Origin of the sequence: Veillonella sp. 6_1_27, assembly GCF_000163735.1 — a bacterium.
Lineage (GTDB): Bacteria > Bacillota > Negativicutes > Veillonellales > Veillonellaceae > Veillonella > Veillonella parvula_A.
In genome coordinates, this window is record NZ_GG770218.1 from 38,213 (window position 1) to 62,498 (window position 24,286).

The 24,286-nt window shown below is 38.9% G+C and carries 22 protein-coding genes; all 22 read right to left on the reverse strand.

Features of this window, described 5'->3' with window-relative positions; translation table 11 throughout:
• Window positions 1–232: 232 nt before the first annotated feature.
• The 22 genes from HMPREF0874_RS09360 to HMPREF0874_RS09465 all read right to left on the reverse strand — a co-directional run bounded on the left by HMPREF0874_RS09360 (window position 233) and on the right by HMPREF0874_RS09465 (window position 24,284).
• Window positions 233–3,280 carry an ATPase gene (locus HMPREF0874_RS09360; RefSeq protein ID WP_008603421.1) on the reverse strand — a complete coding sequence of 1,016 codons (3,048 nt, stop codon included), beginning with the start codon at window positions 3,278–3,280 and terminating at the stop codon, window positions 233–235.
• Window positions 3,281–3,292: 12 nt separating this feature from the next.
• On the reverse strand, window positions 3,293–4,240 hold the full coding sequence (whiA, locus tag HMPREF0874_RS09365) for a DNA-binding protein WhiA (RefSeq protein ID WP_004698478.1): 948 nt from the start codon (window positions 4,238–4,240) through the stop codon (window positions 3,293–3,295).
• Between the two features lie 15 nt (window positions 4,241–4,255).
• Entirely contained in the window at window positions 4,256–5,605 is a 1,350-nt protein-coding gene (gene yvcK, locus HMPREF0874_RS09370; protein WP_004698495.1) for a gluconeogenesis factor YvcK family protein, read from the reverse strand.
• Window positions 5,606–5,617: 12 nt separating this feature from the next.
• Window positions 5,618–6,532, reverse strand: a complete 915-nt coding sequence (rapZ, locus tag HMPREF0874_RS09375; RefSeq protein WP_004695526.1) for an RNase adapter RapZ — start codon at window positions 6,530–6,532, stop codon at window positions 5,618–5,620.
• A 12-nt stretch (window positions 6,533–6,544) separates the two neighbouring features.
• Window positions 6,545–7,357, reverse strand: a complete 813-nt coding sequence (locus HMPREF0874_RS09380) for a Cof-type HAD-IIB family hydrolase (RefSeq protein ID WP_008603424.1) — start codon at window positions 7,355–7,357, stop codon at window positions 6,545–6,547.
• Window positions 7,358–7,643: 286 nt separating this feature from the next.
• Window positions 7,644–8,885: a putative porin gene (locus HMPREF0874_RS09385; protein ID WP_004698453.1), complete on the reverse strand. Its 1,242-nt coding sequence runs from the start codon at window positions 8,883–8,885 to the stop codon at window positions 7,644–7,646.
• Window positions 8,886–9,492: 607 nt separating this feature from the next.
• On the reverse strand, window positions 9,493–10,755 hold the full coding sequence (locus HMPREF0874_RS09390; protein WP_004695518.1) for an S-layer homology domain-containing protein: 1,263 nt from the start codon (window positions 10,753–10,755) through the stop codon (window positions 9,493–9,495).
• A 578-nt stretch (window positions 10,756–11,333) separates the two neighbouring features.
• Complete coding sequence (gene lepB / locus HMPREF0874_RS09395) at window positions 11,334–11,918, reverse strand: signal peptidase I (protein WP_008603428.1); 585 nt, start codon at window positions 11,916–11,918, stop codon at window positions 11,334–11,336.
• A 9-nt stretch (window positions 11,919–11,927) separates the two neighbouring features.
• Window positions 11,928–12,797: a YitT family protein gene (locus tag HMPREF0874_RS09400; protein ID WP_039965494.1), complete on the reverse strand. Its 870-nt coding sequence runs from the start codon at window positions 12,795–12,797 to the stop codon at window positions 11,928–11,930.
• Window positions 12,787–13,314 carry a hypothetical protein gene (locus HMPREF0874_RS09405; RefSeq protein WP_008603431.1) on the reverse strand — a complete coding sequence of 176 codons (528 nt, stop codon included), beginning with the start codon at window positions 13,312–13,314 and terminating at the stop codon, window positions 12,787–12,789. Before HMPREF0874_RS09405 ends, HMPREF0874_RS09400 begins: the two co-directional genes overlap by 11 nt.
• 117 nt (window positions 13,315–13,431) lie before the next feature.
• Entirely contained in the window at window positions 13,432–14,646 is a 1,215-nt protein-coding gene (locus HMPREF0874_RS09410; RefSeq protein ID WP_039965495.1) for a DUF3084 domain-containing protein, read from the reverse strand.
• A 33-nt stretch (window positions 14,647–14,679) separates the two neighbouring features.
• Complete coding sequence (locus HMPREF0874_RS09415) at window positions 14,680–15,771, reverse strand: LptF/LptG family permease (RefSeq protein WP_008603435.1); 1,092 nt, start codon at window positions 15,769–15,771, stop codon at window positions 14,680–14,682.
• 8 nt (window positions 15,772–15,779) lie between these two features.
• The gene (gene lptB, locus HMPREF0874_RS09420; protein ID WP_008603437.1) at window positions 15,780–16,499 is read right to left on the reverse strand and encodes an LPS export ABC transporter ATP-binding protein; all 720 of its coding nucleotides are present in this window, start codon (window positions 16,497–16,499) and stop codon (window positions 15,780–15,782) included.
• Between the two features lie 9 nt (window positions 16,500–16,508).
• Window positions 16,509–17,231 (reverse strand): LptA/OstA family protein, encoded by a 723-nt coding sequence (locus HMPREF0874_RS09425; protein WP_008603439.1) that lies wholly within the window; start codon window positions 17,229–17,231, stop codon window positions 16,509–16,511.
• Window positions 17,232–17,243: 12 nt separating this feature from the next.
• Window positions 17,244–17,780, reverse strand: a complete 537-nt coding sequence (gene lptC, locus HMPREF0874_RS09430; RefSeq protein ID WP_004698432.1) for an LPS export ABC transporter periplasmic protein LptC — start codon at window positions 17,778–17,780, stop codon at window positions 17,244–17,246.
• Window positions 17,767–18,699: a lysophospholipid acyltransferase family protein gene (locus HMPREF0874_RS09435; protein ID WP_004698446.1), complete on the reverse strand. Its 933-nt coding sequence runs from the start codon at window positions 18,697–18,699 to the stop codon at window positions 17,767–17,769. The genes lptC and HMPREF0874_RS09435 overlap by 14 nt, the downstream gene beginning before the upstream one ends.
• A 14-nt stretch (window positions 18,700–18,713) precedes the next feature.
• Window positions 18,714–19,235: an HAD family hydrolase gene (locus tag HMPREF0874_RS09440; RefSeq protein WP_008603441.1), complete on the reverse strand. Its 522-nt coding sequence runs from the start codon at window positions 19,233–19,235 to the stop codon at window positions 18,714–18,716.
• Window positions 19,235–20,206 carry an SIS domain-containing protein gene (locus HMPREF0874_RS09445; protein ID WP_004695498.1) on the reverse strand — a complete coding sequence of 324 codons (972 nt, stop codon included), beginning with the start codon at window positions 20,204–20,206 and terminating at the stop codon, window positions 19,235–19,237. The genes HMPREF0874_RS09440 and HMPREF0874_RS09445 overlap by 1 nt, the downstream gene beginning before the upstream one ends.
• Before the next feature lie 11 nt (window positions 20,207–20,217).
• Entirely contained in the window at window positions 20,218–21,036 is an 819-nt protein-coding gene (gene kdsA, locus HMPREF0874_RS09450; protein WP_008603443.1) for a 3-deoxy-8-phosphooctulonate synthase, read from the reverse strand.
• Window positions 21,037–21,768, reverse strand: a complete 732-nt coding sequence (kdsB, locus tag HMPREF0874_RS09455) for a 3-deoxy-manno-octulosonate cytidylyltransferase (protein ID WP_004698512.1) — start codon at window positions 21,766–21,768, stop codon at window positions 21,037–21,039.
• A 44-nt stretch (window positions 21,769–21,812) separates the two neighbouring features.
• A complete protein-coding gene (gene lpxK / locus HMPREF0874_RS09460) occupies window positions 21,813–22,925 on the reverse strand; it encodes a tetraacyldisaccharide 4'-kinase (RefSeq protein ID WP_039965499.1) in 1,113 nt (370 codons plus the stop codon).
• A gap of 54 nt (window positions 22,926–22,979) precedes the next feature.
• On the reverse strand, window positions 22,980–24,284 hold the full coding sequence (locus tag HMPREF0874_RS09465; RefSeq protein ID WP_004695490.1) for a 3-deoxy-D-manno-octulosonic acid transferase: 1,305 nt from the start codon (window positions 24,282–24,284) through the stop codon (window positions 22,980–22,982).
• Between the last annotated feature and the right edge of the window lie 2 nt (window positions 24,285–24,286).

The window sequence follows — 24,286 nt, forward strand, 5'->3', positions numbered from 1 at the left end:
GACTAAATTAAAAGGTATTGTATTATGCAATGGTCTCTCGTACCATATATGCATTTCTTTATTTATTGTACTGAATCCACCTTTGAAAGTCAATGTAAAACACAAAATTCATATGGATTTTAAAAAGAGGACAAGCATATAAAATTGCTTGTCCTCTCTATATTTAAACAGCTATTAATCCACTTCTATATCTTAAACTTTAATCTAAAATTTTTTTTAGAAATTAAGGGTCTTAACCTAATGGATATAATCTTGGTGGGTTTTCTTCATCATTTTGCTGTTCATTTTGTGGAGTATATGGCATTTGATCTTGTTGCGGCTCATTCGCTACAGGATCTATCTGCACATATTGCTGATTTGGCGACAATTGAGGTTGACGTTGCTCACGACGACGTGTATTTTGAGATGCAGTCGGTCTAGGTTTTGTCAACTCATCAATGGATACAGCATTTGGAATAGTTACATTTGATGTATCCCCATGAATATCATCAAGTTCACTGAAGGAAGGAGTCCTCTTAGATGCTTGAGCAGCCTTACGTTCGGCTTCAAGTTGTTGACGTGCAAGTTCTGCACGACGACGAGCACTCTCTTGTTGATCTCGGACACGTTGAATAGCTTCAGCACGCTCTTTTGCTTTACGCTCGATTTCAGCTTGAGCCAACGCTTGTTGACGAGCAGCTTCAGCTTTACGCTCTGCTTCTAGTTGCGCTTTATATCGTTCCTCAGCAATACGTCGTGCCTCTGCGGCTTGACGTTCTGCTTCAGCTCGTTCTGCAGCAAGTCGCTCTTGCTCTGCCTTACGAGCTTCTGCCGCTAAGCGGGCCTCCTCTGCTTTACGAGCCTCTTCGGCACGTCTTGTTTCTTCTATGCGGCGAGCTTCTTCGGCTCTACGCGCTTCTTCAGCACGTTTAGCCTCTGCAACAATTCGAGCTTCTTCTGCACGGCGCGCAGCTTCAAGACGTTCCTGTTCAGCTCTACGTTGTGCCTCAAGTCTAACTGCTTCTGCTTTCCGAGCTTCTTCTGCTCTACGTGCTTCTGCTGCTAAACGAGCTTGTTCAGCTTTACGCGCTGCTTCAATTCGAGCTGCTTCAGCTTTGCGTGCGTCCTCTGCTCGTTTTGCTTCTGCTGCTACGCGAGCGGCCTCAGCTTTACGTTCCGCTTCAATTCGAGCTTCTTCTGCTCTACGCGCTTCCTCCGCACGACGAGCCTCTTCTGCTTTTCTTGCGGCTTCCATTTGTTGTGCTTCCAAAGCAGCCTTAGCCTCTGCCGCTCTACGAGCGTCTTCTTGGCGCTTCGCTTCAAGAGCGGCTTGCTCGGCAGCACGTTGTGCTTCTAAAGCAGCTTTCGCTTCTGTTGCTTTACGAGCTTCTTCGGCACGTCTTGCTTCCAATGCTTCCTGCTCAGCTTTACGTTGTGCTTCTAAACGAACTCTAGCCTCAGCAGCCAAGCGTTCCTCTTCGGCCTTTTTGGCTTCTAAAGCAGCTTTTTCTGCTGCTCGTTGCGCTTCAAAGCGAGCCTTAGCTTCGGCCGCTTTTCTTTCTTCCTCCGCTTTGCGTGCGGCCTCAATACGAGCAGCTTCAATTCTACGTTCTTCTTCAAGACGTTTTGCTTCCGCTGCTAGTCGAGCTTCTTCTGCTTTACGAGCCGCCTCTAGTCGATCCGCTTCCGCTTTTCTCGCTGCCTCGATACGTGCCATTTCAGCTTTACGAGCCGCTTCCGCCTTTCGAGCTTCCTCTGCTTTACGCTCTGCTTCGGCTTTTTCAGCCATCTTGCGCTCAATTTCAGCATGCTTGGCCTCTGCAGCCTTTCGCAACATTTCAGCTTTTTCTGCAGCTAGTCGAGCCTCTTCGGCTTTTTTACGAGCTAAGGCTTCTTTCTCGTCTTTTGCTTTTTTAAGTTGCGCTTCTTTTTTTACATCTGCTGCAGCTTTATCGCTCATCTTTTTAGTTTCTTCATGAGCAATTTTTTCTGCCCGTTTAGCTGGACTTTCAACAGTAGATTTTTTAGTATCTACTGTCCCTTTATCTCCATCTTTCCCCCCTACAGGACCTACAGGTATTTGTGTCCCCCCTTGAGTTGGGTGCCCTAAGATATCTTTAACATCTTTCGGTACATTAACAGCAATGGTTTGATGTTTTTGTGGATTTGCAAGAGATTCAGGAATCAACAAGAAACGAATTGGCAAATTCGATGCACCAGCTGGCATAAAGTTTAACGTTAATAAATCGCCCGCATTATAGTTCCCTAAAAGACGGCTATCTAATATAGTACCTTCCCCTAATGCGGAAATACCATCTGCACCACCAATGTGATAAGTCCGTGTATCTGTCTGTCCCCTTCTAGCACCTTGTTGATGTAATGTTTTTATCGTAAAGGAACCAGAATAAGGTCCCCCAAGAGGGTTAAAATACAGTCTAAACGGTTCATTACCCTTAGTAGGAATTTTTAGCGTATATGATACGCCATAGTTACCACGATCTCGAACAAATGCTTTATTTTGCATTTCGTCTACACCATTAATAAACGTATCTTCTCGGTCATTACCAATTTCTACAAAGGCACCACCTAAAGCGGTGTCGAATGGTGTAGCAACCTCCATATTACGTTTAGCACCAGTATAGGTACCGCGCAATTGTATTTCATCTATGGGAAGATTTTTCACCCAATGTGACGCATCTACGGGGTCCATCCCCATAGGCAGCATCATAACACGCGCAAATATAGGCCCTTCTGTTTTAATATCTACAATACCCGTAAATAATGCATCTCGATTTACCGGTGTATTTTCTAAGTCACTAAAGATTAATTGGCGCCCTTGTGGTGGAATGCTAAGAGAATATAATGGTCTTGCATCTGGGCTTTCATTAAGAGGTTGCTCCAAATCCTTTCGAGACAAATCACGACCTGCTGCAAAATAATCAGGTGTAGCTACAGATTTTAATTGTCTCATGACATGTACTGAAGTTGGATAAGCCGTTTGGTTTTCTAAGACGATAGCAATCTTGTGAGGTAAATCCATTTCATTTACATGATAGAAATAGATACGACCATTGCCATTAATTGTACCTGCACTTAACGTACCTCCTACAGGTCCTACATATTCAGGACTATCTGATAGGAGCAATGTATCCGTTTGAGACACCAACGATGGTGGCAACGGAGAAAACTGAAAATATCCAATTGATTGTAAATCTATATCACGAGCTTCTACATGGCCTGTAAGGGCAGCCATGGCGGCCATAGCCGCAGCTACACAATATCTTGATTTATAGGAAAACATATATTATTACCTCTATACTTCTTCGAGCCCCAATGGGTCATACGTAAGTGCTAATGCTTCAATCTTCTTTAGTCGATGGCCAATTCCAGATTTAGATAGTTTCCCCTCCATCAACTCTTCAAGTTCTTTTAAACTCGCTTCAGGATTCTCCCATCGAAGTCTTGCAACGACGCGCAACTTTTCTGGTAATTCTTCAATGCCGATTTCTCTATCAATAATACGGATTGCTTTTACCTGACGAACTGCTGCATCCACAACCTTCTGTAAATTTGCAGTCTCACAGTTGACTTGACGATTAATTTGATTCCGTACGGTTTTCATAATCCGCACATTTTCAAATTCCATAAGCGCCGATTGAGCACCCATGATTTGCAAACAATTTGTTACTGCATCCCCTTCTTTAAGATATACTACATACTCTTCCTTCCGCTCCGTTAAGCCTGCATGAATGTGAAAAAGCCGTAATACATGGATAATTTCCCTCGCAAAAATCTCGTTTCCCGTCATAAACTCAAGATGGTAATCACTTTGTGGTTTATTAACAGAGCCTCCCCCTAAAAAAGCTCCCCTTAAAAAGGCACGTCGTGCTTCCATTGATTTGAGCCAACTGCGAGGAATTTGTTCGGTTACAGGCCATAAAGCGAGATCCTCTAAAGCCCGTCTCCCCTCTATAGAAGGTTCCACAGAGAGCGTATACATATTTTTTTTACGCAGGTTTAAACCTTGTCGTACTAATACATTTGTAGGTAATTCGTATTGCTTTTTCAAAATCCCAAGCAACCGACGAGCTACTGCATTATTAGCCGTAGCCAAACGAATGCCAACGGCACCTTTCATCCCCAAAATGATAGATCCGCTCATACGCAATAAGCAAGACGCTTCAATTTTCATGGCCACATCTGCATCATTAGAGGCTTCATATTGGCATAATTCATTTTTTACATCTTCTGCAAATGACATGGACATCCCTTCTCATTAATGATCATCTCGTTGAAGATAATATTCCAAGATATGCGGTTCAGTGTTAGATTGCATAGCATGAATGATATCCATAATAACTTTACCTAACCGTTCAGGATCGTGAACAGCTGGTTTTTGAGGGTTAATTAAGGTAGCTCGTATAGTGCGGATTCCTTTGTCTTGTAACTTCTTAGTATCTAATACCAATGGTTCAGATCCTACAGCACTATATTGTTCAACCATTTGAATTGGCAACGGCCCATCATTGGCAAGAACAGTATCTATAATTCCTTCTCCGCCATGAGCAATTAAAGCCTCTACATGATCATTTAATGTGTAGCCTGTGGTTTCACCCGGTTGTGTCATAACATTAGCAATATAGATTTTATTAGCCTTACTGGCACGTACATGAGAGGCCAACTTATCGGTTAGTAAATTTGGGATAATGCTTGTATATAAACTACCAGGACCTAAAATAATTACATCCGCTTCATCAATGGCACGTAATGCAGCCCCCTCTGGCTTAGGCAATGCTGGATCACTATAGATATGACGAATTCGTTTACCCGAGTGTGGTATATTACTTTCACCTTCTACAATAGTGCCATCTGTCATCTCTGCACGCAATTTAATGAACTCTGTAGAGGAAGGAATTACACGACCACGGACACGCAACAATTTACTAGCCGCTTCAAGAGCTTCTTCAATATCTCCATCATAAACTTGAGCAAGCGCAGTGATAAAGAGATTACCAAAACTGTGCCCAGAAAGCTCATTTTCACCATCGAAACGATAACGGAATAAGTTCTCCATTACTCCTTCTTGTTCAGCTAATGATACTAAACAGTTTCGCAAATCACCAGGAGCTATCATTTGAAAGTCTTCTCGCAAGCGACCAGAAGAACCTCCATCATCAGCGACAGTTACAATCGCAGATAGGTTTGATGTATGTGATTTTAAACCACGCAATAAATTTGATAAGCCCGTACCACCACCGATTACTACAATTTTTGGGCCCTTATCGAGTCGGATATTTTGAAAAATAATATCCGATACCTTGCTGTCAGGATTAGGTAGTACCGCACGAATAATCGTTTTAATAACTTTACTCGTACCGATGAGCATTAATACAGCACCAATCGATAATACTACAGTCCCTACAGCAATGAGTACATTATAATTGTAAAAGCCCGTCATATTATAGGAAAAGGCAAGTACAATATCTTCAAGAACCGCAAGCCATTGATAGTTAAAAATCAAAGAAATACCAATAATTAAAAGACCTACACCACAACTAAATAGGGCAAGCCAACGTTTTATATTTAGACCCGGAATTAGCCACCGGAACCATCCTTTTCGCAACATAATCCCCCCTACCTAGTTATCAAGTGTTATAATTTCATGAGGATTATAATCTTCTTCTACATTATTTTTCATCATATCTCTATGTTCAACAGTTACACGATATCCTTTTTCTAACAAGTGGGAGTATAGAGCCTCTGCCATAGCTACAGATCTATGCATACCACCTGTGCAACCTACTGCCACAATAAACTGAGATTTCCCTTCTTGTTCATAATTTGGTACAAGGAAGTCCATGGTATCAAAGTAACGTTTTTTAAATTCCTCGGTTACTTCAAAGGAATGGATATATTCATTCACTGCTTTCACACGACCTGTTTTATGACGAAACTCAGGAATATAAAATGGATTAGGTAGAAAACGAACATCCCATACCATATCTGCATCGAGAGGAATACCATACTTAAAACCAAAGCTCACTACAGTAATCGCCATACCATGAGCTTCATCAACTTGAGCAAAGCGCGTTTTTAAATACTCTTTCAAGCTAGCCGTCTTCATATTAGTGGTATCAATAATAAAATCTGCTTTATGGCGCACAGAGTTAAGAATTTGGCGTTCTTTTTTTAGCCCTGTTGTAATTAGCCCATTAGGAGCCAATGGATGACTCCGTCGACTTTCCTTATATCGACGAATCAAAGTCTCATCTGTAGCATCCATAAATACAATTTCAAAATCTACCTTCATATCTTTTAATGTATCTAAAGATGAAGAAAGAGCTTCAAAAAATTCGCCCCCCCGAATATCTACAACAAGAGCAACGCGATTAGTCCGTTCTCCACCTTGTCGGCAAATTTCACTTAATTTAGGAATCAGCACAGGGGGAATATTATCAATACATAAATACCCCATATCTTCTAAAGCTTGCAATACTTGAGTTTTGCCGGCACCTGACATACCTGTAACTATTAACAAACGAAATGCTTCCATAGTTTTACTCCATTATAAAAGATTATCTTCAATCCAATGGGCTACTCCATCGTCATTATGATGGCCACAAATTGTATGAGCCACAGATTTTACATGATCTGTAGCGTTTTCAACAGCTACAGAGTAACCTGTTTTACGTAGCATAGAAATATCATTTTCTGCATTACCAAAAGAAACGATATGTTCTAAACTAATATGATTATCTAAAGCTAGTTGTGTCAAAGCACGCCCCTTTGACACATTAAGGGCAACGATTTCTAAAAAGTCTTTTTGGCTACGAACTAGATTAACCAAATCGCCCACTTCAGGAGTCAAAGTATCAATAATTTGATCAATCCCCTCTACTGTATCAATAGCGATTAGCTTATTTGGTTCAGACTCTAAAGTATATAAGCCATCACCTAAAAACTCTACTTTCGCTCCCGTTTGAACTTCATAGAGATCGGACTGCCATGTTTTATGATGACATAGCAAATGATCATCTATATAGGATTGTATATGCCAATCATATTGTTTTGCTAATTCATAAATACGCTGTACAGCCTCAACAGAAACGGTCTGCTCAAATAGTTTACACCCTGTTTCTAATTCTTGAATGAGTCCTCCAGAGAACAAAATCATGGGTACATTACCAAGCTTTAAAGCAGAACCAATAGGCTTTGCCGTTTGATACATCCGTCCCGTAGCAATGGTAACAACGATGCCCCTTTGCTGTAAACGATGTAACACATCTACTGTATAGTCAGATACAGTATTATCACTGCGTACCAAGGTTTCATCACAATCGATGGCAACCATTTTAATATGAGAAAAAGAAGGATTCATGTTTGCCTCCTTTATAAAAATTTTAAATACTCTTTATTATACCATTAATAGTGGCTATATAGATAGAAATTAGCGGTAAGAACTCTAATAATGATTAGAAAGTATAGTCATAAAACTTTCATTAAATGCAAAATCCTCTATTATCAATTAATTATTATTTCTTAATCAATTGTATAATATTAATAAAACACTATAATAAACACTTCATATAATTTTCATTTAACTTTATATTAAACACAAAAAAGAGACTCCCGAAGAAGTCTCTTTCATATAATTAACTATCAAATTAGAATTTGTAGTTAAGGTCTGCACGGTAAAAGTCACCTTTGTCAGTACCATCTTGAGTTTTCCAGTCGAAACCATAGTTAGCAGATAAACCAACGTTATTTTGCAATGCATAGTCAACGGAAGCCATCCAACCTTTAGCATCTGTAGTGTAGAATTGATTATAAGTAGTATCTACAATTGGTGCATTTTTCTTTTGGTTGAAGTATTGACCTTTTACGCCCCAAGTACCTGCTTTTTTGATGTCGTAGTTACCAAAGCCAAGACCTGCAGTCCAAGCTTGAGAGTCGTCTACATGGGAATCTTTCAACCATTCGCCACCAACCCAAACTTTGTCGAAGTTAGCATCAGCATTGAAGCCATAGATGTTTTTGTAACCATTATCAGTATCTTGATTTACACGGTCGTAGAAACCGCCTACCATAGTGTGTTTACCTACTTTACCAGTTAAACCAATATATGTGTTAGTTACATTTTGATCTTTTGTTAATTCGTTACCATTGGTATTATTGGCAACAATTCTACCATTATCACCGGATACCATGTAACCGTATGCAGCTTGTACATTAATTTTATCGTTGCCAACATTCAATTGAGCACCGTCGAATGTGCCGTCGAACATCAAGCCGCCACCGAAGGATTGACCGAAACGACCAGCTTTAGCGGATACGCGTTCGCCGAATTTATGGTTTACATAAGCGCGGTCAATTGTAGCATCTGCTTTATCTTCATTTTCAGAATTGCCTAATTCGAAGTTACCAGAAGTCAAACGAACTACAGCGTCTGTACGATCGTTTACTTTTGCGTTGAATTGTACACGTGCACGAGCGTCAAATTTGGATTTAGCATGTTCAGCATCTTTGTAACGAAGACGAGCATCACCAGTAACTTTTACATTACCAACGCGGTCTTCCAAGCGAGCTACACGAACGCCCAAGTTGTTCAATTCGTTGGAGAATTCATCAGCCAAACGGTTGATCATAGCTTGTTGTTCAGCGTTAGCGCGGTCTTGATTAGCCATAGCTTTAGCTACCATTTGAGCCATTTCGTAACGAGTGATGTTATTTTGGCCTTTGAAAGTACCATCTGGGTAACCATTGATAACACCAGCGTTAGCCAATTGAGAAACTGCTTGGTATGCCCAAGAATCTGGAGTTACGTCGGAGAATGGGTTAGCTGCGAATGCAGTAGTTACACCCAATACTGCTGTTGCTGCAAAGATTGCTGCGAATTGTTTTTTCATAGTTGAATTCCTTCTTTCTGAAAAAAATAGAAAATAAAATGTTACAAGTCATAACATTCACATTCTACTCAGTTCTTCAGATTAAGAATCTTTGGGAGTGTCCACGTTTCCTCGCCACATTCTACATCGAAGTTCTTCATTTCATGTGTTTGCTACTTCTCGTACGGTGATATTAGCACAACCACTTTTTCGTGTAAACCCTTTTTTCTCAATTGTGTTCTCATTATCTTGTTTTTATAACTTAAAATGCTTGCTAAGTTAGATTTTATCTAGTTTTATAGGATATAATTTTTTTCATAAAAAAATTTAATTTTATATCCTTTTCTATTAATTGAGAATTTTTATTATATTTTTCATTAAGTTAAACTTATTAATATATATATAATTAATAAGAAATTTATCTTTCTATACAGAAAGATTTTATAAATATATCCTACAATATAAGGGATATAATTCTTGATAACCACTAAATTATTCGATTACTTTTAATATTATGTATTTATAAAACATTTTACTATATATATACTATTATATATAAAATAATTCATAATACTTTTATGCAACAAAAAAAGACTTCCGAAGAAGTCTTTTTTTGTTTGTGAGGGAATTAGAATTTGTAATTTAATTCTGCACGATAGAAATCGGAAAGATCATTACCGCTTTGGTCTTTAGAGTTGAAGCCATAACCTGCGGATAAACCTACGTTATCTTGTACTGCGTAGTCTACGCTAGCCATGTAACCTTTGTAACCATTAGATGTATTTGTTAAATCATATGCTTGATCCCAAGTGGAACTTACGATTGGTGCATTAGCTTTTTGGTTGAAGTATTGACCTTTCACATCCCATGTACCTTTTTTAGCGATGTCGTAGTTACCATAGCCAAGACCTGCTGTCCAAGCTTGAGAATTATCTACGTTGGAAGCTTTCAACCATTCACCGCCAGCCCACAATTTATTTTTACGGAAGTCCGCATTGAAACCGTAAACATCTTGTTTATCGGAATTAACTGTTACACCATTATGGTTCAAGTTGCCGCTAGATAATCTGGAGTAGAAACCACCAACGGAGGATTCTTTACCAACTTTACCTTTTAAGCCTACATAGGATACAGATGGGTTATCAGATTTGGAGTTGCCATCAGCAGCACCATCAATCATATAACCATACGCACCTTGTACTTGAACTTTATCATTACCTACGTTCAATTGTGCACCATCAAATGTATCATCGTACATCAAACCGCCACCAATTGTTTGTTGGAAACGACCAGCTTTAGCAGATACGTTGCTACCAAATTTGTGATCTACGTAAGCACGATCGATTGTTGCTTGAGAACCTTTAGTAGAGTCACCAAATTCGTAATTACCTTTTACACGAACAACTGCTTGTGTTTTATCATTTACATTAGCATTGAATTGTACACGTGCACGGCCGTCAGTTAAAGATTTACTATTAGCTTTGTAAACACCTTTGTCTTCAGAACCTTGATAACGGATACGAGCATCACCAGTTACCTTTACATTACCTACACGGTCTTCTAAGCGAGATACTCGAACTCCGAGGTTGTTCAACTCGTTAGAGAACTCATCTGCCAAGCGGTTAATCATAGCTTGTTGTTCAGCGTTAGCACGGTCTTGGTTAGCCATAGCTTTAGCTACCATTTGAGCCATTTCATAACGAGTGATGTTGTTTTGGCCTTTGAAAGTGCCATCTGGATAACCATTAACAATACCAGCTTGTGCCAATTGGGATACTGCTTGGTATGCCCAGCTGTCTGGAGTTACATCGGAGAATGGATTTGCAGCAAATGCTGTTGTTACACCTAACACTGCTGTTGCTGCTAACATTGTTGCGAATTGTTTTTTCATAATGAATTCCTTCTTTCTTATAAATAAGAATTTATATTTGCAGAAGACATTCACTACATAAGTAGTATCACTATGAAAGATGTATTAGGAGTGTCCATGTTTCCTCAACTAAATTATCTATCTTAGCTCCACTTCTTTGTAGCGTAGCCTTTCTGTTGATGTGAATATACCACCACCCCAAAACTTTGTAAAGCATTTTACACAACTAAATCTTATGAAATTTCTTTCATGAATAAAAATTATCCTAAAAACATAGATTTTTACTGTATTTTTAAAAATTTAATTTTACAAAATTTCATTTTATAGACTAAAATAATAGATAATTTTATTATCTACATCCATAAATTTAATAATTATTACTTATTAAATATAAATCATATAATAAATATAGTTAATTTATATATTTGAATTGTTTATTTTTTATAAGATAACTAAGTGATATATTTAGATTCAACCTAGCAGTCTCGGTAAATTTTATTTAGTATACATTTCACAAGATACAACGTAACTTAATCCTTCTTAACTTATAAAAAAGCCTATCTACGATGAAAAACATCATAGATAGGCTTTCACGATTATTAAATTGCATAAGAAACAAATCCTAAAATATGATCAACAGGAACTGGTCCGATAAACCGACTATCACTAGAGTGATTGCGATTATCCCCCATTACAAATACATGACCTTCAGGAACTGTTACAGGTGTAGACCGAGTATAATTCATTTTTGTATCTTTTGTATATGGTTCTTGTAATTTTTCTCCATTACGCCATACATAACCATCTTTAAACTCTAGTACATCACCAGGTCTACCTATTACACGTTTTACCCATACATCATTTGTTTGAGCGGATTTATTAAAAACAGATGCATAGTTCATCAGTGGTTCTTTTACATCATCCACCCATGTACGAACACGATTAACACGACTATCAATAATAACGATTTGTCCATATTCGGGCATATCATTCATAATATGATGCCATTTGGTAACAATCAAATATTGTCCATTATGTAATGTATCATCCATTGATTCCCCAGACACTCTAGTAGGTTGAATCAAGAAAATATGAATTACCATAGCAATGATTAATGCCAATGCAATAGCATAAATCCAATCTAATATTTCTTTTACTATTGTACTACCTAATTTATTACTCATAGTTTCCTCTTAATGACCACCTTTCGTAAATCTCCCACCAAAGACATCATGTACGTCTTGGATCGTAATAAATGCTGTAGGATCTACTTCATAAACGGTATCCTTTAATCTTGTAATTTCTAGCCGCGTTACTACAGAATATAATACATGTTTCGGTTGTTTTAAATACCCGCCTTCTCCATACATAATAGTAACACCACGATTAAGATTAGCATTTAATGCATCAGCAATAATCTTGGAATTATCTGCATCGGTAATAATCATAACCCCTTTAGATTCTTCAAGTCCAGTGATGGTCACATCAATCATCTTATAAGCAATAAAATAAGCAATTAAGGAATACATGGCACTATTCCAACTATATACAAAGCCCGCTGCTCCAAGAATAACTAAATTCATGGCCATTACAATTTCGCCTACAGAAAAGGTGGACCGTTTATCAAAGATAATAGCTACGATTTCAGATCCATCTAATGAGCCACCATTACGAATAATAAGCCCTACTCCAATACCTAAGATTATACCACCAAAGATTGCCCCTAAAAATGGGTCAGTTGTAATAGGTGTAAAGCGGTGTGCAATGGTAGAAAATATTGCCATCCATATAATAGAGAACAAAGTAGACAAGGTAAATCCTTTACCAATTACTTTATAGCCTAAATATAAAAAGGGTAAGTTGAAAAGTACTACGAAAATACTAAAGGAAATACCTGATAGTTCCGCAGCCATCAAAGAGATACCAACTATACCGCCGTCGATGATGCTATTTGGTACTAAAAACAAATCTAAGCCCACCGTATATATTAGGGCGCCTAGAATCATCATTACACAGCGCATAATAAGATTTGACCAGTTACGCGTTGAAGTTTCACTTGTCATGATTATCTCCTTTTCCGTATAACTGCTCCATAGCATGTAATCTTTTCTCTTCTAACTCACTTGAACTCATAGTTTCTTCTTTGATTGCCGCTTCGTTCTGAGCTAACTGCTTCGTATAGCGCAATCCAATAACGAGAGCCGTCAAATCATCTACAGGTTCTGGTGGAAATTGCATAGATGTAGGAATAATCTTGCGCCACCCTGTAGGAGGATTATATTGCCAATATAATTTACGGGCCTCCTCTGTACTATGAGATTCGTCGATTAAACTAGTTGTAATTTTATGATTACGTCCAATTTGTTGAAGCGAAGGATACAAATGTTTATGATTTGTACCATTTCCACAAACAATATGAACAATACCATAATATTCAGTTAAAATACGCTCAATATCTTTATTGAAAGTATTTGAAGAAATAATTTTACGGCATATCATCTCACCGGAAGGTGAGAGTATAGCTACGCCAGTTTTCTCATTTCCTGGATCCACTGCTAAAATATATGTATTTTCAGTCATTTGATTATCCCCTTTGTAAGTACAGTAGTTATATTTTAACATAAAAAGAAGGTCTTATGTTGAAAATTACATAAGACCTTCTTTTATAATGTATGAAAACAGCATACCTTCATTATATTAATTAGTTTGCATTTTTGCCTTATCATTGAAATCTGGCATTTGAGTAATACGCAACTTGAGGTGAACAGGACCAGATGAATATGTATCTCCATCAGTATAAGCTTCCACATGAACCTTGCCACGCATAGTACTTATTCTTTTAATAGCTGTAAACAAATCATCACCAGGTATCGTTCCAATATCACCTGATAAGGAATCAGGAATAATCCCCTTTGCCTTAGCACGCTCATTTACTTGTTTCAAGAATTGAAGCATAGACGATTGAGCATTAGTACCCCCATCAATTACCGTAGAGTGAATTACCTCTCCATTTTTATAGATAAATTGTTGTGGATATACTTGAATAACTGCAACTGCAGGTTCACCTGAAATAATATTTCCGGCTGCCACAACTTGAACCACCATAGGAGTCTTGGAATTGATTAGCTTTTGAGTAGCTACCTCAACATTTTGTCGATCTACATACACAACGGATTGACCATTATCTTCTATACCTAAGCGACGTAAAACAAGTTTATTTGTATCATCGATAATATGTTTAATAGCATTATTACTATCTTCTTCACTTAAACCAGGTCGTACAACAGCTTGTGCTAATAGCTGATCTACTTGGAAGAGAATGGTTCCTTCCCGTAAATGAATGATGCCATTCTGCAATTGTTCTTGTGTATTTTGTAGATTCTTAATATGCGCTTCCATCTTAGCACGTGTTGCTTCAAGCTCAGCTACCTTTTGAGACACCTCTGCATAAGAGGCTTGTAAAGATGCCAATTCGGCTTCTGTTGCGTCTTTAGCAGCTTGTGCACTCGCCAATTCAGCTTTTGTAGCCTCTACTTCACGGCGAATTTGTTCGATCTCAGCCATCCGTTCTTCAAGCTCTTGTTTATTTTGTTCTAACAAAGCCTGCCCACGAATCAGTTCTTGCGTCTTTGCAGCAACCTCATTATTCAGCTGCTTTATATCAGCTCGCAACTGATCCATACCGAACAATGCGGTTCGCACACTTTGAGACGTAAAGGTTAATACCCCAACTGTAGCTGCTGCAACCAAAAGGCCTGTCACAATAGTAACTATAATAGATGTGTGCTTAGGTCGTAATCCAAAGAGGGACATACGACGTTTACCAATTTTAGTGCCTAGCTTATCCCCCATGTAAGCAATGAGACCACCCATAAGAGCGATAATTATTAAGATTTTGACACCTACTAACATCATGTCCCTCCTTTCTCCTAAGAATACAATCTGTTATTTCGATACGCGCCAATTCAAATACAACCCTGCAATAATACCTAATGTATCCGGTATTAATGCAGCTAATACGGTTGGCAATGCTCCACCTTTCCCTAAGGCACCAGCAAAGGTCATCACCCCATAATAAATAAAGATGATAAGAATACTAATACCAAAGCCGATAGATGAACTAGAACGTTGTTTTTGAAGGCCTAAAGGTGCACCTACAAGAGCAAATACAAAACTTGCCAACGGAATTGTAAAACGTTGGTACATTTCCATTTCAAGTTTATTAGCATTAGTATAAGCAGCCTTATAAGCTCTGATTTGATGACGTAACTCCTTAATCGTTAATTCCTCAGGTTTACGTTGATCTTGTTGAATATCTTTTGGGGCAGACTTAATCGGCAAGGATTGCTCCTTAAATTTCATGGTACGTTCAACACCATTACCAGCTGATAGATCATAGATGATACCATTCTGCATCACCCAATATTGACCATTCCAGATAGCTGTATCAGCATTTTCAACTTGTTGTAACTTGCCGCCCTCCCCAAATTGTTGAACCGTAATCATGGACAACTGTTTGGTTTCAGCATCATAGCTCTTAGCATACAGCAATGTGCCTAGCTCGTCACCATTCATCGTTTTTAACACAATATGATTTTGTGTTTGAGGTGATGCATTTTTCATAATTTGTTCGCGCACAATCGTTTGATACATATGATTTGTACGAGGCACAACAAATTCATTAAATGCTACAGCCCCAATGGAAATGATGAGTGCAATGATATATACGGGCATGGCCAAGCGTAAAAAGCTTAGTCCACCAGCACGCATAACAACGATTTCACTAGTGCTACTCAAACGACTAAAGGTCATAAGAGAAGCCAATAAAACCGACATTGGGAATGTTAAGATAACAATACTTGGTAAAGCCAAGACAAATGCTTGCATGACAAGCAACAATGGCGCTCCATATTCAGTAATATATTGAGCAATCCTAAACAATGTGCCTGTACCAATAAAAATACTAGTAAAAGCAAAAACCCCAAATAGGAATGGGCCTACAAAAGCTTTTAAAATATATTTATCTAATAATCGCATAGCCCCTCCTATAATTTAAAGTTATCCCCTAAATAATGTTCACGAGCGATTGGATCATTCGCAATTTCATCAGGGGTACCCTCTAGGAGGATTTTACCATTACTCAAAATATAAGCCTTATCTACAATCCCCAATGTTTCGCGAACATTATGGTCTGTAATCAAGATACCAATACCGCGGTTCTTAACGTGTAAGATAATTTGCTGAATATCAGCAACCGCAATTGGATCGACACCTGCAAAAGGTTCATCAAGAAGGATGAAATTAGGTTCTAAGGCGAGGCAACGCGCAATTTCTACACGGCGTCGTTCACCACCAGATAATTGCATCCCCATACGGTCACGGACATGTCCAATATGAAATTCTTCAATCAATGATTCCACGATAGCTTCAATCTCATCAGGCTTTTTTGCCGTAGTCTGTAGCATGGCACGAATATTGTCCTCTACAGACATGGAACGAAAGATTGATGCCTCTTGCGGTAAGTATCCAATACCTTCAGCCGCCCGCTTATACATAGGAATATTTGTTATATCCTTGCCATCAACGGTAATGATACCAGAACTTGGTCTTTCAATGCCTACAATCATATAAAATGACGTAGTTTTACCGGCCCCATTAGGCCCTAATAGACCTACAACTTGGCCTTTATCAACGCGTAGACTTACACCATCTACCACATTGCGTCCGCTAAAGGTTTTAACTAAGTTTTTGGTTTCTATATACATATATTATCCTTATTTATTCGGAACAATGACGAGTGTACTACGTCCACCTAATGTTTCAGCAGAATCATCAGCTAAACGAATTTTCAGTTCCGGTGCATTCAGTACATTACCATTTTGAACGGCATGCGCAGAACCAGATAAGAGTACCACTCCATCATTTTGGTTTGGCGTTTGTGTATATGTAGCTCGGTCAGCAGAACCAGACACGTTTCGTTCGGGATTAGAGAAAGTAACATTACCTTGCGCTACAGCACGAACTTCCTTCATCCATCCTTCTACCTTATCACCGGTTAAGGTTGTCCCTTCAGCAATCAAACGGGCATTGCCTGTAACAAGACCGTATTCAGAGTCAGTATTATACTCAACACTGTCACCAAAGATTTGGCGATCAGCACGTTGTAAATGAACGCTACCATTAGCAGTGAATTTATTATTATTGTAACTGTGAACCGCTTGAGCAGACATGGCCATATCAGAACCAATCATAGATACACCACCATCAAGATTTGCTTCTTGAGTTTTTGTATTGTACCAACCCTTGGCACCAGTCATAGTTTTATCCGCTTGGGTAATAACAACATTACCTGTTGCATCTGCACGACCTGAATTGCCATCATAAGACAATGTATCAGCGCTGATAGTCAACGGATCATTTGCAGCCCAAACTGTAACAGATGCAGTCATGAGTACAGCTAATATAGCCATACCAATCTGTTTTTTCTTATTCATCATATTTCCTCTCAATTACTTCTTTGTTAATTTCGCATGTCCAATGGCTTTAATAATTTTTAAAGACATATTGCCCTCAAGCTTGTCCCCTGTGAGGGTTACATCCTTACTGTTATAAGTGAAAGCCGTTTTAGATGTCAATGTTTTCGTTTTGTTATCAAAATGAAGGGCCTCAGTTTTAAATTCTGCACCTTCCGTATTAGTAGCAGTAACGCCTTGATCAATATCAAGAGAATTTCGATCGCCCGTCAGGACAGCATGAGGCGCTGTAATCGTAGTAGTCACATCATCTTGATAGAACAGACCTTTCAAATTGGTCAGAACGATAGCTTTTGTACGCGGGTCATATTCAATCTTCTCAGCCGATAATGCCCATACTAGCTTGCCATCTTTTTCCTCTTGCAAGTCCGCACCTTGGAAATTAACGAGTTGTCCACTTTGATTTTGAGTGGAATTAGCCTCATTAGAGTCTTTCATAATAAATACAATAAGACCGATTAGAGCTAATACTATAGCGACCACAATGGCAATTAACTTTTTATTGTTTTTCATGCGCTCTCTCCCGTATAGCTATCTTCTTATCGTAATCAATAATTTGATCCATCTTAGTCATCCAACGGTGTTGGAACCAAAGCCACTCATCTGGATGTTCACGAATAAATTCTTCCGTAACACGTACACAGGCTTCAGTTAGACGATACATATCAACATCTTCATCGCCAGTTTCCTCATAATGTAATGCTGGCAAGATATGAACGATATGTCCTCCTTCAGGCTTACGAGATGCAAAAATAGGTACTACAGGAGAGCCAAATTTCTTTGCAAATGTTGCTGGTCCCATAACAGCTGATGAATCTTGTCCCAAAAACGGAACTGGTAAACCATTTATATATCCATCTTGGTCAGCTAAGAATCCAAGTAGTTTTTTCTTTTTTAAAGCCTTAGCAGCAGAAACGATTTCGTTGCCACCACTAGCAAATACGTCAAGCCCCACCATCTCACGATATTCATTCATAAGGCGTGTGAATTGAGCATTAGGTTGTTTCTTAACAATTGTAGTGGAAGGATATCCATGAGCTGCCATAGCAGCCCCCATCCATTCCCAGTTGCCTACATGGCCAGTAAGAACGATAACTCCCTTATCTTCAGCAATGGCCTTTTCTAAATGTTCAACACCACGCATCTCTATGTGTTTATTGATAAAGGATTTCGTCAGGTTTGGCATGTATAATACTTCCATAACACTTCGACCAAGATTCTTGAACAACTTATTAATTAATTGTTCCGCCTCTTGATCGTTCATATTCATACCAATTTTAATATTATTTATGCCTCTAAGCTTTTGCTTCTTCGCTATTAGCCCATATACAGGACCTAAACAAGCGCCTATGAGCAAAATGAGCTTGTATGGTAGTCGACAAACAAGCCAACTAATGCCTTTAACTAAATGGTATTGCCATTCGTTATTCATTCTGCCCACCTCCTTTATTGTCCATGAGCATGGGCCTCTTGCGCATAATCTGCAACAACAGAATCCCATAAACCTTGATTCTTCAAGATATATTCTACAGCCTCTCTAACAGCACCATGTCCACCATTGACGGTAGAAATAAATTTAGCTATTGATTTAACCTCTAATACCGCATTATTTGGTGCCATCGGCAAACCTACGAGTTGAAGAGCTCCTAAATCATTAAGATCATCCCCCATGTAAGCAATCGAGTCTAAGTCGATTTGATGTTTTTTACAAAGAGTTCTTAATGCTTCAGTTTTATTAGCATGCCCCATAAGAAGTTCATCAAAATGCAACTCCTTCGCACGGCGCTCTACCATCGGAGATACACGAGCCGTAATAATTGCTAGCTTTATCCCTGATTTACGAGCCGCAGTCAAGCCTAAACCATCTTTTACAGAAAAGGCTTTGAGCTCTTCTCCAGTCGATGTATAAATTAGAGTGCCATCTGATAAAACTCCATCAACATCGAGAACAATCCATTGAATATTCATTATACAATGCCTCTACGCAATAAATCGGTAATGTGAACAATGCCAAGACATACATTATTAGTATCAACCACAGGTAATACGGTGATAGGGCGAGGTTGATTTTTCTCCATCAAATGAAGCGCTTCTGCGGCCAATTTATCCTTTGTAATCGTACGCGGCATAGACGTCATCATATCCTCTACGGGCCATTCTAAAAAATTGCTGCCAGAATCAAGTCCACGTCGAACATCACCATCAGTCACTAGACCTAACAAATGTCCTTCTTCATCAATAACATTTGTAGCACCTAACCCTTTTTCTGTCATTACAAAAAGTGCATCACGAACGGTAGCCCCTTTAAATACTGTTGGATTATCCTCGCCACCATGCATGATATTTTCTACAGTCAACAATAATTTGCGACCTAAGGAACCACCTGGATGGAATACAGCAAAGTTTTCTGGAGTAAAATGATGGCGTTCCAATAAACATACTGCTAACGCATCACCTAGTGCTAGGGCAACAGTAGTACTTGTAGTAGGTGCTAAACCTAATGGGCAAGCTTCTCGTTCTACCTCTGCCAACAATACAATATCAGAATTTTTTGCTAATGTAGACTCTGGTTTCCCTACAACACAGATTAATTTAGCCCCTATGCGGCGCAGAGACGGCAAAATACTAATAATTTCTCCTGTTTCACCACTATTAGAAAAGGCTAACACTACATCATCTTCAGTAATCATACCAAGATCACCATGCACGCCTTCACCAGGATGCATAAAAAGTGCCGGTGTCCCTGTACTAGCCAAGGTAGCCGCAATTTTACGACCAATATGACCAGATTTTCCCATTCCTGTACATACTACACGGCCCTTACAAGCCAAAATCATATTTACAGCATTTACAAAATTGTGATCCAAACGAGAACTTAATTCTTCAATAGCACGAGCTTCCTCATGAAGCACCTGTGCCGCTTGTTCTAAAATAGTCACAAATACCGCCCCTAACCTTTTACGATTTTATCAATAGCTACTAAATCACGAAGCACAGCTTCAAATTGATCTAAATACAACATATTAGGACCATCAGACAATGCTTCCTCAGGATTATCGTGTACTTCAAAGAATAACCCATCTACGCCACTAGCCACAGCCGCACGTGCCAAATTTGGTACAAATTCACGGTTACCACTAGATTTAGTCCCTGCACCACCTGGTAATTGAACGCTATGAGTAGCATCAAAGATTACTGGATAGTCGAAAGAACGCATAATTGGGAAGGATCTCATGTCAACTACGAGATTATTATAACCAAAGCTAAAACCACGTTCGGTAAGCATAAGATTTTCATTACCTGTTTCTTTCATTTTATTAAGAACATTTTCCATGTCCTTAGGAGCCATGAATTGACCTTTTTTAACATTTACGCATTTACCAGTTTTAGCAGCGCCGTAAACAAGATCAGTTTGACGGCATAAAAAAGCTGGAATTTGTAGAATATCTAATACTTCAGCTGCAGGTTCAATTTGCTCGATAGAGTGAATGTCACTGACAACGGGCACATTGAGTTCCTTCTTAATAGAAGCAAGCATTTTTAACCCTTCCTCAAGACCTGGTCCACGGAAGGAGTTAAAGCTAGAGCGATTAGCTTTATCAAAGGAAGCTTTAAAGATATAGGGAACACCTAAACGTTCGCATATCTCTTTTGCTCGTTTACCGATAGCTAATGTGCGGTCATAGTCCTCAATAACACATGGACCTGCAAGGACAAATAAACCCTTGCCGCCACCCACAGTAATATCTTTAATTTGAACTGTTTTCATTTATTTCTCCTCTTGCTCGTAAATTGCATTAACACGAGCTAAGTCTTCAGGTGTATCAACACCGATAAATCGTTTATTTGTCAAAATAACACGAATTGTATAACCGTTCTCTAGAGCACGTAATTGTTCTAGAGATTCTGTTCGCTCCGCCGGAGTTGGCTCCATCTTAGCGTAGTTTAATAAAAACTCTCTACGATATGCATAGATGCCAATATGTTTTAGTGGCGGACGCACAAAATCATGGCGAGGATATGGGATTAAAGATCTAGAAAAATACATCGCATCATTACGATTATTTAAAATGACCTTTACCGCTGATGGCTCCTCGTACTCTTCCTCTAATAAAGGAGTAGCTACTGTGGCCATCTGCAAGTTTGGATCTTCCTCAAATAGACGTGCCAAGTCATCAATAAGATTTGGATCAATCATCGGTTCATCACCTTGGACATTGATAACAACATCCAAGTCTGTATAATGACTCGCAACCTCTGCTAATCGATCCGTCCCTGTAGGGTGATTAGGATCTGTCATCATAACAGTTCCCCCAAACTGTTGTACTGCAGAATATACGCGGTTATCATCAGTGGCTACAATTGTACATACTGTCTTTGTAGCTTGTGATACCCTTGCATAAACCCGTTCAATCATAGGTTTACCTGCAATATCAGCTAATGGTTTGCCCGGTAATCTTGTAGAACCATAACGCGCAGGAATAACACATCCAAACTTCACGATAAAACCCCATTTCTGTTATTCGTGTATCTTATTATTATACACTAAATCTCTAAATTTTCTATGAATTCTTGTTTTCCAGAAACAAATTCAATCCCTATAGATAGCACCAGAATCGGTATTTTCAAGTCTTCAATTGCATGCAACTGACTTAACTTAACTGCATCCTTTTCTGTAATGCAAATAGCATCAGCTTGATGAGCAAATGCTTGTTTCCAAATCTCAACTACATCATCATTTGAAAAGTCATGATGATCTCCAAATGGCAAGGTATGAACAACGTTATACCCTACATCAGTTAACGTTTGTGTAAAGGATTGAGGGTTTCCAATTCCACTCACAGCCATAATGCGTTGTTCCTTGTAAGCATCTACAGAAGCCCCAACAGAACCATTAGCCCACTCATCTAAGGTGTACATAAATTGCGGCTTATGTGTTGTTTCATAGACAGGTATATTGGGAATCATCTGAGTTAATCGCTTTCGAATGCCGGATACAATACCTGGTGCTACTTGATCAACCTTAGTAAGAACGATAATATCCGCACGCTGTAAACCACTAAGGGGTTCACGTAATAGTCCCCGTGGCAATACATGTTCATAGCCAAACGGATTGGATGCATCGATTAGTACAATATCAATATCTCTTGCTAGTGCACGATGTTGAAAGCCATCATCCATAATAAGACAATCGGCACCTAGCTCATTAATAGCGATTTCTGCAGATTTGGAACGTTCACGTCCAATAATTACATTGGATTTTTGTAAAACCTTAGCCAGTAACCAAGCCTCATCACCACTGATAGATGGCTCTACAAGCATTGTTCCGTCTTTAGAAATAATAATATTTTTGTTATTATCTTCTGCACGGTACCCACGACTAAGAACAGTAGGATGAAGGCCTTTCTGAGTAAGCACATCACAAATAAATCGCACCATCGGTGTTTTTCCAGTACCACCAGCCGTAATGTTGCCAACGCTGATTACAGGCACTATAACTTTCGTAACGCCTTTACCCTCATCAAATCGAGCATTGCGTATTGATACAGCTTTCTCATAACCTTTACTCAAAAGGCCTAAACTGGAGCGAGCTATATCACCTAATACGGATTGATCTTCACCACTAACGATGGATTTGAATAATGCTTCCCCACTCATAGGTGACGCCTCCTATTATGTAATACAGTAAACTAATCTACAAATTTAGTCTTACTACGGAATAATTTGATGTTTCTCAAATAGCAAACGCAACTCTTGTGTATTACGTCGCGTAGCACCACGATTTTCTTTAATGATATCCAGGCAGTTTTGCCCCATCTTTTTAGCCAAGTCTCTATCATTACATAACCGCAAGACCATAGCGGTTAACTCTTTTCCATTCTTCACTTGCTCACAAGCATTTCGAGAGTTTAATAAGGCGAAAATTTCTTTAAAGTTAAACATATGAGGCCCAACCAAAATTGGCTTACCATGTGCAGCTGGTTCCAAAATATTATGGCCTCCAGTTTTAACAAGGGAACCACCAACAAAGATAATATCGCCTAAGCTATACAGTCGTCCAAGTTCACCAATGGTATCTAAAACAACAACGGGAATGCCTTCGTGAACAGGCTCCTTCATATCGCTACGACAAATAGCACTCAATTCATAACGCTTTGCAATATTTTGCACATCATGACCGCGATAAATCTCACGAGGTGCAATCAATAAACGAGCTTGTGGATACGCTTTCAATACTTGCTTGAAAGTTTCAAAAATAGCCTCTTCTTCACCTTTGTGAGTACTACCTGCAATAATGATAGGATGATTATTCCCAAAGCCAAATTCATCGAGAAGAGCTTGTTTTTCTTCATATGATACGGTGGCATATGTTTGATCGTATTTCATATTACCTGTTACGGTAATATCAGGTGTATGAGCACCTAAACTTTCAATATACGCCGCATCAAATTTGGACTGCATGCAGAAACGCTCAATAGAACGTAACATTTCACGCGTAAAAGCACTGATATACTTATAACGTTTCATACTGCGATCTGAAATGCGTCCATTAACCATCATAACTGGAATATTTTCCGATTCGGCGATACGCAAGAAATTTGGCCAGATTTCAGTTTCTACAAGTAAAATAGTAATCGGCTTAATAATATGTAAAATTTTACGAGTTAAATATGGTAAATCAAGGGGAAAGAAAATAATTCCTTCGGCTTCAGGAATGATACGATGAGCCATAGCATGACCAGTAGCAGTAACTACAGACACGACCACAACAGCTTCAGGAAACTCCTTTTTGACTTCTTTTACCAATGGACTGGTAGCCACAATTTCCCCTACAGAAGCGGCGTGAATCCAAATAGCACGACGCCCTTCAATTTTCTTTAATAGTGAAGCTGGCATATAGCCTGCACTCTGTTTGATACGCTCATAAAATCCATCTTCAAAGGCAAGTCGGTATAAAATAACCGGAATCAAGCCAATCCAATAGAATATGAGCAATACGTTATATATCCAGTACATGG